Annotated in this window: 10 protein-coding genes and 1 riboswitch; of the genes, 7 read left to right on the top strand and 3 right to left on the bottom strand. The window is 53.6% G+C overall.

Features of this window, described 5'->3' with window-relative positions; translation table 11 throughout:
• Position 1 precedes the first annotated feature (1 nt).
• Entirely contained in the window at positions 2–604 is a 603-nt protein-coding gene (leuD, locus tag DRI82_RS06605; protein WP_114192705.1) for a 3-isopropylmalate dehydratase small subunit, read from the top strand.
• 80 nt (positions 605–684) lie between these two features.
• Here leuD and DRI82_RS06600 read toward each other — a convergent pair whose 3' ends face one another.
• Together DRI82_RS06600 and sgrT are read right to left on the bottom strand one after the other, a co-directional pair.
• Positions 685–1,848, bottom strand: coding sequence for a sugar efflux transporter (locus tag DRI82_RS06600; protein ID WP_114192704.1), 1,164 nt, complete (start codon positions 1,846–1,848; stop codon positions 685–687).
• A gap of 229 nt (positions 1,849–2,077) precedes the next feature.
• Entirely contained in the window at positions 2,078–2,248 is a 171-nt protein-coding gene (sgrT, locus tag DRI82_RS06595; RefSeq protein ID WP_114192703.1) for a glucose uptake inhibitor SgrT, read from the bottom strand.
• 106 nt (positions 2,249–2,354) lie between these two features.
• On the opposite strand from sgrT, the gene sgrR reads away from it, so the two are divergent.
• The 4 genes from sgrR to thiQ all read left to right on the top strand — a co-directional run bounded on the left by sgrR (position 2,355) and on the right by thiQ (position 7,483).
• Positions 2,355–4,016 (top strand): HTH-type transcriptional regulator SgrR, encoded by a 1,662-nt coding sequence (gene sgrR / locus DRI82_RS06590; RefSeq protein WP_114192702.1) that lies wholly within the window; start codon positions 2,355–2,357, stop codon positions 4,014–4,016.
• 38 nt (positions 4,017–4,054) lie between these two features.
• Positions 4,055–4,176: riboswitch (TPP riboswitch) on the top strand.
• 43 nt (positions 4,177–4,219) lie between these two features.
• Positions 4,220–5,206, top strand: a complete 987-nt coding sequence (gene thiB / locus DRI82_RS06585; RefSeq protein ID WP_114192701.1) for a thiamine ABC transporter substrate binding subunit — start codon at positions 4,220–4,222, stop codon at positions 5,204–5,206.
• On the top strand, positions 5,182–6,792 hold the full coding sequence (gene thiP, locus DRI82_RS06580) for a thiamine/thiamine pyrophosphate ABC transporter permease ThiP (protein ID WP_114192700.1): 1,611 nt from the start codon (positions 5,182–5,184) through the stop codon (positions 6,790–6,792). Before thiB ends, thiP begins: the two co-directional genes overlap by 25 nt.
• A complete protein-coding gene (gene thiQ / locus DRI82_RS06575; protein ID WP_114192699.1) occupies positions 6,776–7,483 on the top strand; it encodes a thiamine ABC transporter ATP-binding protein ThiQ in 708 nt (235 codons plus the stop codon). Before thiP ends, thiQ begins: the two co-directional genes overlap by 17 nt.
• Here the strand turns inward: thiQ and DRI82_RS06570 are convergent, their stop codons facing one another.
• Positions 7,484–8,251 carry a DedA family protein gene (locus tag DRI82_RS06570; protein ID WP_114192789.1) on the bottom strand — a complete coding sequence of 256 codons (768 nt, stop codon included), beginning with the start codon at positions 8,249–8,251 and terminating at the stop codon, positions 7,484–7,486. It lies immediately after the preceding gene.
• Positions 8,252–8,427: 176 nt separating this feature from the next.
• On the opposite strand from DRI82_RS06570, the gene DRI82_RS06565 reads away from it, so the two are divergent.
• Both DRI82_RS06565 and rapA read left to right on the top strand, forming a co-directional pair.
• A complete protein-coding gene (locus DRI82_RS06565) occupies positions 8,428–10,791 on the top strand; it encodes a DNA polymerase II (protein WP_114192698.1) in 2,364 nt (787 codons plus the stop codon).
• 319 nt (positions 10,792–11,110) lie between these two features.
• Positions 11,111–14,014 carry an RNA polymerase-associated protein RapA gene (gene rapA / locus DRI82_RS06560; protein ID WP_114192697.1) on the top strand — a complete coding sequence of 968 codons (2,904 nt, stop codon included), beginning with the start codon at positions 11,111–11,113 and terminating at the stop codon, positions 14,012–14,014.
• Positions 14,015–14,027 lie beyond the last annotated feature (13 nt).

Genomic DNA, 14,027 nt, shown 5'->3' with positions numbered 1-14,027 from the left:
CATGGCTAAATTTACGCAACATATCGGTTTGGTGGCCCCTTTGGATGCCGCTAACGTGGATACCGATGCCATTATCCCCAAGCAGTTCCTGCAAAAGGTGACACGCACGGGCTTTGGTCAACATCTGTTCAATGACTGGCGCTTTCTTGATGACGCAGGGCAGCAGCCAAACCCTGATTTCGTCCTGAATCAGCCGCGATACAAAGGTGCCAGTATTTTGCTGGCGCGTGAAAACTTCGGTTGTGGCTCTTCTCGTGAACATGCCCCCTGGGCGCTGACCGACTACGGTTTTAAAGTCATTATTGCGCCAAGTTATGCTGACATTTTTTATGGCAACGCTTTCAACAATCAGCTTCTGCCGGTCGCGTTGAGCGACGAGCAGGTGGATGAATTGTTCACGTTGGTCAAAGAGAATGAAGGCATCGAATTCACGGTCGATTTGGCAGGGCAAACCGTGCATGCAGGGGGGAAAAGTTATCCGTTTGAGATCGACAGCTTCCGTCGTCACTGCCTGATCAACGGGCTGGACAGCATTGGCCTGACGTTGCAGCACGAAAGCAACATTTCTGAATACGAACAGAAGCAACCGGCATTTATGAAATAACCGGCGCGTCAATCAGGCTCCGCACAAACCCCGGCTTCAGTTCCCTGAAAGCCGGGTTTTTTATACCTATTATTTTTACCTTAAACGTCGCGAACCCGGGCAGTGAGAATCAACGCCACGATCACCAGCCCCGTTGCCACCCAGTAAACCGCGTAGTGACCGAAATTCTCGGCGATCACCCCCTGTAGAATCCCCGCCACAATCACTCCGGTAGAGATGCTATTGGTGAACAGCGTAGTGGCTGAACCGGGTCGGCCCGGCATCAAATCCTGGAAATAGAGCATGCCAATGCCCGCAACTATCCCGATGAAAATGGCATTGAACAATTGCAGCAGCAATAACGCAGTTTTGAACTGGAACATCACCAGCCCGGCGTAAAAAAGCACCCCAGCCGCCACGGCAAAAACCATCATATTGCGTTTGCCAAAACGCTTCACGTAATAGCCCGCCAGCAGCATCGCCGGGATCTCCAATCCGGCGGCGGTCCCCATCAAAAGTCCGGCCAGACGATCGGGCAAACCGAGATCGGCAATAATATACAACGGCATATCAATGATATACATGGTGTTGCAGGTCCACATCAGCAACGATGCAACAAACAGCAGACGGACATCTTTATCTTTCCAGGCATTGGGGTGCACCACCATCTGGTCCACCGGTTGCTCCGCCCGCGGCACGGAAGGAAGCACCAGCCAAATCACCACCGCACTGATCAGGAAAATACCGGCGGCGAAGCAGAACATCACCGTAAAACCGTAATTCAATGCCAGCATGAAAGACAAAGGCGGCCCAATGACCCAGGCCAGCGAAAGTTGCGCACGCATCATCGAGCTGAACATCACCACTTCGCGCGCCGAGTTATCGGCGTATTCACGAGCCAACGCAAACAGTTGCGGCATCGCCGTATTGGCGATAGCGGCCAGCATCACACCGAGGGTAATGAGGGTCAGATAGTGGCGGTTGAAGGCAAATAGAAGGCAGTTGGCCACCGCCATCATGCAACACAAAAGAATCAGTGACTTACGGTTGCCCTGGTTGTCAGAACGTTTCGCCAGCATGAAACTGACCGCGATACCCGCCACCGCATTAATCGTATAAAACAATCCCACCCACAGCGGCCTGACTTTGACTTCTGTGGTTAAAAACAGGCTGAGTGTGGGAGCCTGAAGCGCACCGGCGACACCACAAAGGAATGCCACGGCTAAAAAAGCGGTGAAGATAGGATTGATACGGCGTTTGAGCATGAAAGGTATCCCTGCGCTTTACTGTGCTGAGGAGCCAATAACGTTGAGAAGAGAAGTGTAACTGTCTTTTTGGCAATGATACAGCCAGCGGGCCAAGGAAATGATGCGGCTTATTTCTGTCACTCCATTACCGCCGTGGTGGCCGGAGAGAATAAAAAAACCAGCAGGTTACCCTGCTGGCTGGTGAAGAACACCATTACTCAGAAATACGTTTGGGCATCAGCGTTCGTCAGGCACTTTTCTGACGCGGCTCTGCTGCCGCAGAATTCGTTTTCCACTGCATTAACTGTTCAAGGATCGCCATGCGGTATTGGGCTGGAACCCAATGCAACCATTCATCCTTCGGGCGCATTGCGGCGAAATAATGTTGATAGAATTGACTGGGCATAAATTTTTTCATGGCTCCCTCCCGTTTACGTTACGTCAAAGCCTTTCATTGATTAAAAGTATGGGCGTAATATAGGGAAAGATAAATTGATGAATTTATGCCGGAGAGTTCCCCTTTTATGTCTACCCCGCGCCTGCAACAACAGTTCATCCGTCTCTGGCAATGTTGCCATGGCGAACAAACAGAAACCACATTGCAAGAATTGGCGGAAGTATTGAGCTGCTCGCGGCGTCATGTGCGGTCTTTGCTTACGTCGATGCAACGTGAAGAATGGTTACTCTGGCAAGCCGAGGCGGGACGGGGTAAACGCTCCACGCTGACCTTTCTTTATACTGGCTTGGCTTTGCAGCAGCAGCGGGCTGAAGAGTTGCTCGAACAGGATCGCATAGACCAGTTGGTGCAGTTGGTTGGTGATAAAAATGTCGTTCGGCAAATGTTGCTGTCCCAGCTCGGTCGCAGTTTCCGCCAGGGTAAGCACATCATGCGCGTGCTCTATTACCGTTCGCTGTTCAACCTGCTGCCCGGCTCGGCCCTGCGCCGCTCGGAGACCCATCTCGCCCGGCAAATCTTCAGCGGGCTCACACGCATAAATGAGGAAAACGGGGAACTCGAACCCGATTTGGCGCACCACTGGCAAAAAATAACCCCGTTGCACTGGCGTTTCTATCTACGGCCAGCCATTCACTTCCATCACGGACGTGAATTGGAGATGGCCGACGTGATCGCGTCATTAACCCGGCTGAAGACGCTGGCGCTGTTTTCTCATTTGCATGAGATTACGTCGCCCACACCCTATGTGGTCGATGTAAAACTGGCTTCCGCTGATTACTGGCTTCCCTGGTTGCTGGGAAGTGTCCACGCGATGATTTTGCCGCATGAGTGGCAATCCCTACCAGATTTTGCCCGCCACCCGGTAGGCACGGGGCCCTACGCGGTGGTACGCAATCACCAAACCCAGCTTAAAATCCGCGCTTTCGATGATTACTATGGTTATCGGGCACTGATTGATGAAGTCAATATTTGGGTGCTGCCTGAACTCAGTGAAGAGCTGGTTCATTCCGGGGTTCAACTTCAGGCGGATGATACGGACAACAGCGAACTTGAGAGTCGGTTGGAAGAAGGTTGTTATTTCCTGCTTTTCGATCGGCGTTCGCCATTGGGTGCCGACAGCCAGACCCGCGACTGGCTATGTGAAATCCTCAATCCCATCGCCCTACTCAGTAACGCGGAGAATATTTATCAGCGTTATTGGTCCCCCGCTTATGGCGTGTTGCCGCGTTGGCACCATAAACCCAAGCAGGAGCCGCAGCAGAAACCCGCACACCTCACGCAATTGACGCTAACCTTTTATAGCGATCATTCGGAGTACACCGCCATTTGCAATGCGCTGCGCCCGATTCTACGTTCGCATGATATCGAACTGAGAATCCAAACGGTGAGTTACGAGCAGTGGTATCAGGGCGATGTAGTGAGCGATATCTGGCTTGGCAGCGCCAATTTCTATTTACCGCTGGAATTCTCGCTGTTTGCATCACTTTATGAACTGCCACTCTTGCAGAAATGTCTGACGGAGAATTTGCAGCAGTACGCCGATTTGTGGCATGAGAATACCCTTTCGCTCGCGGATTGGTGTCAGCGTCTGGTGCACAGCAACCAGTTCCACCCACTGTTTCATCACTGGCTGCAAATTCAGGGGCAAAGGAGCATGCGGGGCGTGCGTATGAATACCCTGGGATGGTTTGATTTCAAATCCGCCTGGTTCGCCCCCCCAGAGGTATAATCGCCCTTTCGCCGAGCCTGCTAAGTCTCTACAATAAGCCGTTCTCAACGGGGTGCGAAAAAGCGCGGCCAGTCATCTGAGCCAACCTTTTTAGCTGAGAGTAAACCCGTCGAACCTGATCCGGTTAATACCGGCGAAGGGATTTGAGAGTGTTCAACGCTGACTCAAAGTCCTTTGCCACCCCTTATCTCAAGGAGCGCAAAGTGTTCAAGAAATTCCTGCCGTGCCTGTTACTGATAGCCGCACCCGTTATGGCGGCGAAACCCACGCTTACGGTGTATACCTACGACTCCTTCGCGGCTGACTGGGGCCCCGGCCCGGCAGTGAAAAAAGCTTTTGAGGCCGAGTGTGACTGCGAACTGAAATTCGTTGCGCTGGAAGATGGGGTATCCCTGCTGAATCGTTTGCGGATGGAAGGTAAAAACAGCCAGGCGGATGTGATTCTGGGATTGGACAATAACCTGCTGACCGCCGCAGAGCAGACCGGTTTGTTCAGCAAAACTGACGTGGACAGCAGCCAGTTAACGCTGCCCGACGGCTGGAAAAATGATCTGTTCGTCCCTTACGACTACGGCTATTTCGCTTTCGTCTATAACAAAGACAAATTGAAAAACCCGCCGAAAAGCCTGCATGAGCTGATCGACAGCGATCAGCCGTGGAAAGTGATTTATCAGGATCCGCGCACCAGTACGCCTGGATTGGGTTTACTGCTGTGGATGCAGAAAGTCTATGGTGATAAAGCGCCTGAAGCCTGGCAGAAACTGGCGAAGAAGACCGTCACCGTCACCAAAGGTTGGAGCGAAGCGTATGGCCTGTTTCTCAAAGGCGAAAGCGATCTCGTCCTGAGCTACACCACCTCCCCGGCCTACCATTTGATTGAAGAAAAAAACGCCAGTTATGCAGCGGCTAACTTCAGCGAAGGCCACTATATGCAGGTTGAAGTCGCAGGCCAATTGGCTGCCAGCAAGAATCCTGAACTGGCAAACCGCTTTATGCACTTCATCGTGACACCCGCCTTCCAAAACACTATTGCAACGGGCAACTGGATGTATCCGGTGATCAAAACCACGCTGCCCGCGGGCTTTGATACCCTGACCGTGCCAGAGAAATCGTTACAATATGGCGCGAAAGACGTCGCCGAACAGCGTGGTCAATGGATTCAGGCATGGCAGCACGCCGTCAGCCGCTGATTCCGTGCTGGCTATGGCCCGGACTGATTGCCGCCCTGCTGATCCTGCTGGTGGCCCTGCTGGCGTTTGGCGCGTTGTGGTACAACGCGCCAAGCAATGACTGGCGGAAGATTTGGCAGGACAGCTATCTGTGGCACGTGGTGCGCTTTACGTTCTGGCAAGCCCTGCTCTCGGCAATAATCTCCGTCGCACCGGCCATTTTTCTTGCCCGGGCACTGTTCCGCCGTCGCTTTCCTGGACGGCAATTATTACTGCGGCTTTGCGCCATGACGCTGGTGCTGCCCGTACTGGTCGCCGTATTTGGTATTTTGAGTGTGTATGGCCGTCAGGGCTGGCTGGCACAAATTTGCGGCTGGTTCGGTATTGATTACCGTTTCTCGCCCTATGGCCTGCAAGGTATTTTGCTGGCGCATATGTTCTTCAATTTACCGCTGGCAACGCGTCTGTTGCTGCAATCGCTTGAGAATATTGCCGTTGAACAACGGCAAATAGCCGCACAACTCGGGATGAACGGTTGGCAACATTTCCGCTTTATCGAATGGCCAGCGCTGCGCAGGCAGATCCTGCCGACGGCGGCATTGATCTTTATGCTCTGTTTTGCCAGCTTTGCGACCGTGCTGTCACTGGGCGGTGGCCCACAGGCCACGACGATTGAACTGGCTATCTATCAGGCGCTGAGTTACGACTACGACCTCAGCCGCGCAGCGATGCTGGGGTTGATCCAACTGACATGCTGTTTGGGTCTGGTGCTCCTCAGCCAACGTTTCAGCCAGGCTTTACCCGTTGGGAATACCCATGGTCAGCGCTGGCGCAATCCCGAGGACTCCTGGCGAAAACGTGTTTCAGACACTCTGCTGATCGCAATGGCTCTGTTACTGATCGTTCCTCCCCTGCTGGCTGTGGTCATTGATGGAGCCAATCAGACTGTCTTTGGCGTATTACGCCAACCGGTACTTTGGCAGGCATTGTCGACATCGCTGCGTATTGCACTTTCTGCCGGTGTAGTTTGCGTTGTGCTGACCATGATGCTGTTATGGAGCAGCCGTGAGCTGAAACTACGCCAGCGCCTGTATTGGGCCCAGAGTATTGAATTGAGCGGCATGGCGATTCTGGCCATGCCGGGGATCGTACTGGCAACCGGTTTTTTCCTGCTGCTGAGTGCCACAACAGGTTTGCCCTCATCGGCATGGGGTTTGGTGATCCTGACCAATGCCCTGATGGCCATTCCCTACGCGCTCAAGGTGCTGGATAATCCCATGCGCGATCTGGCTGAAAGGTACAATCCGTTATGCCTTTCACTGGGAATGACCGGATGGCAGCGATTGCGTTGGATCGAGTTGCAGGCGCTAAAAATTCCCGTGGCGCAAGCGCTGGCTTTTGCCTGCGTGCTATCCATTGGTGATTTTGGTGTCATGGCGCTGTTCGGTAATGAGCAGTTCCGCACCCTGCCTTTCTATCTTTATCAGCAAATCGGCTCTTACCGCAGTCAGGATGGCGCAGTGACGGCTCTTTTGCTGTTATTGCTCTGCTTGCTGCTTTTTACCCTGATCGAACGTTTACCGGGACGACATGCTAACGCTAGATAAACTGACCTACCTCTACGACCATTTGCCGATGCGCTTTGATGTCACTGTCGCCAGCGGGGAACGTGTCGCGATTCTCGGTCCAAGTGGTGCAGGGAAGAGTACGCTGTTGAGTCTGGTTGCCGGATTTCTGGCGCCCGTCAGTGGGCGCATTATCCTGAATCAACAAGATCATAGCGCCACCCCGCCCGCAAAGCGGCCAGTGTCGATGCTGTTTCAGGAAAATAATCTTTTTTCGCATCTGACCGTGCGACAGAATATGGGATTGGGACTGGATCCCGGTTTGAAGCTGACCGTAGAGCAGAAGCAGAAATTGGCGGAGCTTGCCGAGCAGGTGGGTCTGGCGGATTGTCTGGATCGCTATCCCGCGCAGCTTTCCGGTGGTCAGCGTCAACGGGTGGCGTTGGGGCGCTGCCTGTTGCGCAGCCAGCCCATCCTGTTGCTTGATGAGCCTTTTTCCGCATTGGATCCGGCACTGCGCAGCGAAATGCTCACGCTGTTGGATCAGGTATGCCAGCGCCAGCAACTGACGCTGCTGATGGTGTCGCATAATCTTGATGATGCGGCGCGCATTGCCGAGCGGACTCTGCTGATTGTCGACGGGCGCATCTACTACGATGGCCCGACCACAGCACTGGTTGACGGCACCGCCAGCGCCGCCTCGGTACTGGGAATTACACCTCGGCAGGCATAATCACCCTTCCAGCACCTTCCATAATAAATGGCGATAGACAGGCATCAGCGGTTGCTGGTGCCAGAAAATAAAACAGGCCACCGCAGCAATAACGGTCAATGAGCAGACCCAACGCAGGCGGCGCAAAGGCAACCAGCGTGAAAACCAATCCGGGCTGCGTTTCCCTTCCCTGAACCAGCGCCAACCCAACCAGCCACTGAGCCAAACCAGCACCACCAGCAAAAACAGCAGCCATTTGAACAGTCCGCTGTGGGCGCTGGCCGGAATATCAATCGCCACACCCGCCAGAATTCCGGGTAGAAAATAGATCGGTGGCCACGCCAGACAGCCAATCACGTTCGGCAAGGCAAACTTGTGCGGTGGTAGATCGAGCATACCGGCGACCATCGGTACCAGTGGTCGCGTTGGCCCGATAAACCGCCCTAAAATGACCGTTGCAAAACGGTGCTGGTGTAATGCGTATTCCGTTTTCATCAGCAAGCTTTTATGTTTTTTCAGGAATGACCAGCGGTGCAGAGGCACTTTAAAACGGCGTCCAATAAAATAGGAAACCCAATCGCCAAGAAAACACCCCAGTGTTCCCGCCGCCCAGGCGGCATACAGGCTCACTTGCCCGCTGCCAATCAATGCGCCCAGCGAGGCCATCATCACGGTGCCTGGCAGTAATAGCCCCACCAATGCCAGCGATTCCAGGAAAGCAACAATAGAAATGGCAACGAGCGAGAAAGCCAATGACTGTGTGACCAAATGAGCTAAATAGGCTTCCATAAACTCCAACTTATTTCTGAAACGACGACAATCCGGGCGCGCGAATTGTCGGCGCGTACCGTTCATCCGTCAATCAGTCAATTGTATGCGTATTTGGCAGAACAGTGGCCGATGGACAATGACTGTATAAATACCCATACTATAGTGATTCATTTAACGGGCATAGAAGGCGCAACGTGACCCAACCCCGGCAGGGCTTTTTGCTCACCCGTCATTGGCGGGACACCCGAGAGGGAACGGAAGTCGAATTCTGGCTGGCTACCGACGATGGCCCGCAGCAGGTGCGCCTGCCGTCGCAAACATCCGTCGCCTTTATCCCCGCTGAACAACGCCAACGTGCGGAAACCCTGCTGCGCGATGAGCGACATCTGCAGATTCGCCCGCTGCAATTACTGGATTTCCATCGCCGCCCGGTGGTGGGGGTGTATTGCCAGCAACACCGCCAGTTAATGCGTATCGAGAAAGTGCTGAGAGAAGCGGGCATTCCCATTTTTGAAGCCGATATCCGTCCACCAGAGCGCTTTCTGATGGAACGTTACATCACCGCGCCGGTCTGGTTCAGTGGTGAACCTCTGGCAGGAAATGTGCTGGGCAATACGCAAATGAAAGCCGCCCCAGAATATCGCCCTCAATTAAGATTAGCCTCTCTGGACATTGAGACCAGCGGAAATGGCGAACTGTATTGCATTGGGCTTGAAGGCTGCGGCCAACGGCAGGTGTACATGCTTGGTCCACCCAATGGCGAGGACACCGAGCGGGACTTTACGCTGGAATATGTCAACAGCCGCCCACAATTGTTGGAAAAACTCAACCACTGGCTGGCAGAACACGATCCTGATGCCATCATTGGCTGGAATCTGGTGCAGTTTGACCTGCGTGTGCTGCAAAAACATGCGGATCGCTATAACATCCCCTTACGTTTTGGTCGCGGTGGCGGTGTGCTCGAGTGGCGTGAACACGGTTTCAAACAGGGGCATTTCTTCGCTTCATCCGCAGGACGATTGATCATTGATGGCATTGAGGCGCTGAAATCCGCCACCTGGAGTTTCCCCTCTTTCAGCCTCGAATCGGTTTCGCAAACATTGCTCGGTGAAGGAAAAGACAGCGATAACCCTTATCAGCGCCTGGCCGAGATCGAACAGCGTTTTCGCCAGGACAAACCTGCGCTGGCCCGCTACAACCTGAAAGATTGCGAACTGGTCACGCGAATTTTTGCCAAAACAGAACTGCTGTCGTTTCTGCTGGAGCGCGCTACCGTCACGGGTCTGGCCGCCGATCGCAGCGGCGGCTCGGTCGCAGCATTTACCCACCTCTATTTGCCCCGCATGCATCGCGCTGGTTATGTTGCGCCCAATCTCGGTGAACAGCCGGAAGATCCCAGTCCAGGCGGCTTCGTGATGGATTCCCGGCCTGGCCTCTATGATTCGGTATTGGTGCTCGATTATAAAAGCCTCTATCCGTCGATCATCCGTACCTTTCTTATTGATCCCGTTGGGTTGATCGAAGGGCTGGCGCACCCTGACGACGCCCATTCCGTGAGCGGTTTTCGCGAGGCGCGATTCTCGCGGGAGAAACACTGCCTGCCTGAAATTGTCAGCCAGATATGGCAGGGACGGGAAACGGCAAAACGCCACAGCAACAAACCACTCTCACAAGCGCTGAAAATCATCATGAACGCATTTTATGGCGTACTCGGCACCAGCGCTTGCCGTTTCTTTGATCACCGCCTGGCGTCGTCCATCACCCTGCGCGGCCATGAAATCATGCACCGCACGCGCGCCCTGATTGAAGCGCAGAAGTACGATGTGATCTATGGCGATACCGATTCCACCTTCGTCTGGCTGAAAGGCGCACACAGCGAGGCGCAGGCGAAAGAGATTGGTCAGGCCCTGGTGCAACAGGTCAACCAATGGTGGCGGGAGCATCTCCAGCAGGAATACGGGTTGGAGAGCGCGTTGGAGTTGGAGTTTGAAACCCATTACAGCCGCTTTCTGATGCCAACTATTCGCGGTGCGGAACAGGGCAGCAAAAAACGCTATGCGGGATTAATTAGCAGCGATCAGGGCGATCGGATGATTTACAAAGGGTTGGAAACCGTCAGAACGGACTGGACGCCACTGGCGCAACAATTCCAGCAGCAGCTCTACGAGCTAATTTTCCACCGCCAACCTTATCAGGATTTTATCCGGGATTACGTTAGCCGCACGCTCAGCGGTGAATTGGACGATCAACTGATCTATCGAAAACGGCTGCGCCGCCGACTGGATGAATATCAGCGAAATGTCCCGCCCCATGTACGTGCAGCACGGCTGGCCGACGAGTATAATCAACAGCAGGGCCGACCTTTGCAGTATCAGAACGGCGGCTGGATCAGTTACGTTATGACCACTGCCGGACCCGAGCCATTGGAAACACAGCACTCTGCAATCGACTATGATCACTATGTGGAACGGCAGTTACAACCGGTGGCTGACGGCATTCTGCCCTTTCTACAGGATGATTTTGCTGCCCTGATAACCGGTCAGATGGGGCTGTTTTGAAAGAAATAAGCGTGTTTGGCAGGTGACGAAACGGTCACCATCCATTACCATAGCGCCCTTCCCAAATTCTGAACAATCACAACACCATGTTGTCACTCCCTGCCAGACCGCATGGAAGGAGCGCTATTGCCTGCTTAAGCAGCAGTAGTCCGACATTATTACCAATTACTATTTGAAGGGGCGTAGCGAGCTAGCAAAGTTCGCTTCCGGCCAGAGCGGAGTGACCCGCAGTGGACATTGAGTCCATGAGGAGTCCGAGCACTGCCCGGGAGGGAAATCGCGACGCGCAGTAGCCTGTCATAATTAATAGAGAAACAATATGCCGTTCACAGTAGGTCAACGCTGGATAAGCGATACGGAAAGCGAATTAGGATTGGGAACCGTGGTTGCACTGGATGTGCGAATGGTGACTTTGCTTTTCCCCGCCACTGGCGAAAACCGCTTGTATGCCAGAAATGACTCGCCAATTACCCGGGTGATGTTTAATCCGGGCGATACGATCAGCAGCCATGAGGGATGGCAGTTGATAGTTGAAGAGGTCAAAGAGGACAAAGGTCTGTTGACCTATTTGGGCACACGTATTGATACGGAAGAAAGCGTCGCTATGCGTGAAATGTTGCTGGACAGCAAGCTGACCTTCAGTAAGCCGCAGGATCGCCTCTTTGCCGGTCAGATTGACCGTATGGATCGTTTTGCGCTGCGTTTTCGCGCAAGGAAATATCAGCGTGAGCAGTTCCGGTTGCGCTGGAGTGGCTTGCGTGGGATGCGTGCCAGTCTGATCCCGCATCAGTTGCACATAGCTTATGAAGTGGGTCAACGCCATGCGCCGCGCGTATTGCTGGCAGATGAGGTGGGGCTGGGTAAAACCATCGAAGCCGGGATGATTATTCATCAGCAATTACTGGCTGGGCGGGCAGAACGGGTTCTGATTGTGGTGCCGGAAACACTGCAACACCAATGGCTGATAGAGATGTTGCGCCGCTTCAACCTGCATTTCTCTCTGTTCGATGATGAACGTTATGCAGAAGCTGCCCACGATGCTTCCAATCCGTTTGAGAGCGAACAGTTGGTGATTTGCTCGCTGGATTTCGTGCGCCGCAACAAACAGCGCCTGGAGATGCTCACAGAGGCACACTGGGATTTGCTGGTTGTCGATGAGGCTCACCATCTGGAGTGGAGTGAAGAAGCGCCAAGCCGTGAATATCAGGTGATTGAACAGCTTGCAGAACATACGCCGGGCGTTCTGTTACTGACCGCGACGCCGGAACAACTGGGCCAGCAGAGTCACTTCGCCCGCTTGCGCCTGCTCGATCCAAACCGGTTCCATGACTATCGTGAATTTGTGGCTGAACAGCAGACTTATCGCCCGGTCGCCGATGCGGTAACGTTATTGCTGGGCGGTCAGCGTCTATCCAACGATGAAAAGAACGTGTTGGGCGAACTGATCTCGGAGCAGGACATTGAACCCCTGTTATCGGCAGCGAACGAAAAAGGTGAAGACAGTGAAGATGCACGCCGCTCGCTGATCACCATGCTGATGGATCGCCACGGTACCAGCCGCGTTCTGTTCCGCAATACCCGCAATGGGGTGAAAGGTTTTCCGCACCGCGTGCTGCATCAGATCCGTTTGCCGCTGCCGATGCAGTATCAAACCGCGATTAAAGTTTCCGGCATTATGGGCGCGAAGAAAACTGTCGAAGCCCGTGCGCGTGACATGCTTTATCCAGAACAGATTTATCAGGAATTTGAAGGCGAGAATGCCACCTGGTGGAGCTTCGATCCGCGTGTGGAATGGCTGATGGGGTATCTGACCACCCATCGTCATGAAAAAGTACTGGTTATCTGTGCGAAAGCCGATACGGCACTGCAACTGGAGCAAGTTCTGCGCGAGCGCGAAGGCATCCGTGCGGCAGTGTTCCATGAGGGCCTGTCGATTATTGAGCGTGACCGCGCTGCCGCCTATTTTGCTTCCGAAGAGGAAGGCGCACAGGTTCTGCTCTGCTCAGAAATTGGCTCTGAAGGCCGTAATTTCCAGTTCGCCAGCAGAATGGTGATGTTTGACCTGCCGTTCAATCCTGACTTGCTGGAGCAACGTATTGGCCGTCTGGATCGTATTGGTCAGCAGCACGAAATCCAGATTATGGTTCCGTACCTTGAGCAGACCGCACAGGCCATTCTGGTGCGCTGGTATCACGAAGGGCTGGATGCATTTGAGCATACCTGCCCAACGGGGCGCCCGATTTATGACAGCAGCTATCAGCAACTGATCGGTTTCCTGGCAACGCCTAACGAGCAGGAAGGTCTCAATGAATTTATCCATGAGTGCCGCTTACATCATGAGGCGTTGAAACTGCAACTTGAGCAGGGTCGTGACCGCTTGCTTGAGATGCATTCCAATGGCGGCGAAAGCGCACAGGCGCTGGCGCAGTCGATTTCCGAATGTGATAACGACGTCAATCTGGTGAATTTTGCCCTGAATCTTTTTGATATCGTTGGCATCAATCAGGAAGATCGCAGCGATAATCTGATCATCCTGACGCCATCCGATCACATGCTGGTGCCAGATTTCCCGGGATTACCGCAGGATGGGTGTACAGTAACTTTCGATCGTGAGCAGGCGCTGTCGCGTGAAGATGCACAGTTTATTACCTGGGAGCATCCGCTTATCCGTAACGGATTGGATCTTATTCTCTCTGGCGATACAGGCAGTTGTGCCGTTTCACTGCTCAAGAACAAGGCTCTGCCAGTGGGTACCCTGCTGGTCGAACTGATTTACGTTGTTGAGTCCCAGGCTCCCAAGCATTTGCAACTGACCCGCTTCCTGCCACCTACGCCGATCCGGATGCTGATGGATCGCAAAGGGACCAATCTGGCGGAACAGGTCGAGTTCGAAAGCTTTAACCGTCAGTTAAATGCCGTAAACCGCCACACGTCCAGCAAATTGGTGAACGCGGTACAACAGGATGTTCACGCCATGCTGCAAATGGCAGAACCCTTGGTCGAACAACAGGCGCGCGTCTTGATCGACGAAGCCAAAGTTGAAGCCGATGAGAAACTGACTGCCGAATTGGCACGAATGGAAGCGCTCAGGGCGGTTAACCCGAACATACGTGATGACGAGTTGGAAGCCCTTGAGTTGACCCGTAAACTGGTTCTGGCAAACCTGAACGACGCTAACTGGCGTCTGGATGCGATTCGCCTGGTGGTGGTAAGTCACCAGTAAATAAATGGTAAGT

Origin of the sequence: Edaphovirga cremea (assembly GCF_003332275.1) — a bacterium.
GTDB lineage: Bacteria > Pseudomonadota > Gammaproteobacteria > Enterobacterales > Enterobacteriaceae > Edaphovirga > Edaphovirga cremea.
Note: the sequence above shows the minus strand (reverse complement) of the source record. Positions and strands in the feature narration are given on the sequence as shown.

What these genes read in the sequence shown, in the direction of transcription:
- DRI82_RS06600 (WP_114192704.1), bottom strand. Translation starts at nt 1,848, where the DNA reads ATGCTCAAACGCCGTATCAATCCTATCTTCACCGCTTTTTTAGCCGTG.
- thiQ (WP_114192699.1), top strand. Translation starts at nt 6,776, where the DNA reads ATGCTAACGCTAGATAAACTGACCTACCTCTACGACCATTTGCCGATG.
- DRI82_RS06570 (WP_114192789.1), bottom strand. Translation starts at nt 8,251, where the DNA reads ATGGAAGCCTATTTAGCTCATTTGGTCACACAGTCATTGGCTTTCTCG.
- sgrR (WP_114192702.1), top strand. Translation starts at nt 2,355, where the DNA reads ATGTCTACCCCGCGCCTGCAACAACAGTTCATCCGTCTCTGGCAATGT.
- thiP (WP_114192700.1), top strand. Translation starts at nt 5,182, where the DNA reads ATGGCAGCACGCCGTCAGCCGCTGATTCCGTGCTGGCTATGGCCCGGA.
- rapA (WP_114192697.1), top strand. Translation starts at nt 11,111, where the DNA reads ATGCCGTTCACAGTAGGTCAACGCTGGATAAGCGATACGGAAAGCGAA.
- leuD (WP_114192705.1), top strand. Translation starts at nt 2, where the DNA reads ATGGCTAAATTTACGCAACATATCGGTTTGGTGGCCCCTTTGGATGCC.
- sgrT (WP_114192703.1), bottom strand. Translation starts at nt 2,248, where the DNA reads ATGAAAAAATTTATGCCCAGTCAATTCTATCAACATTATTTCGCCGCA.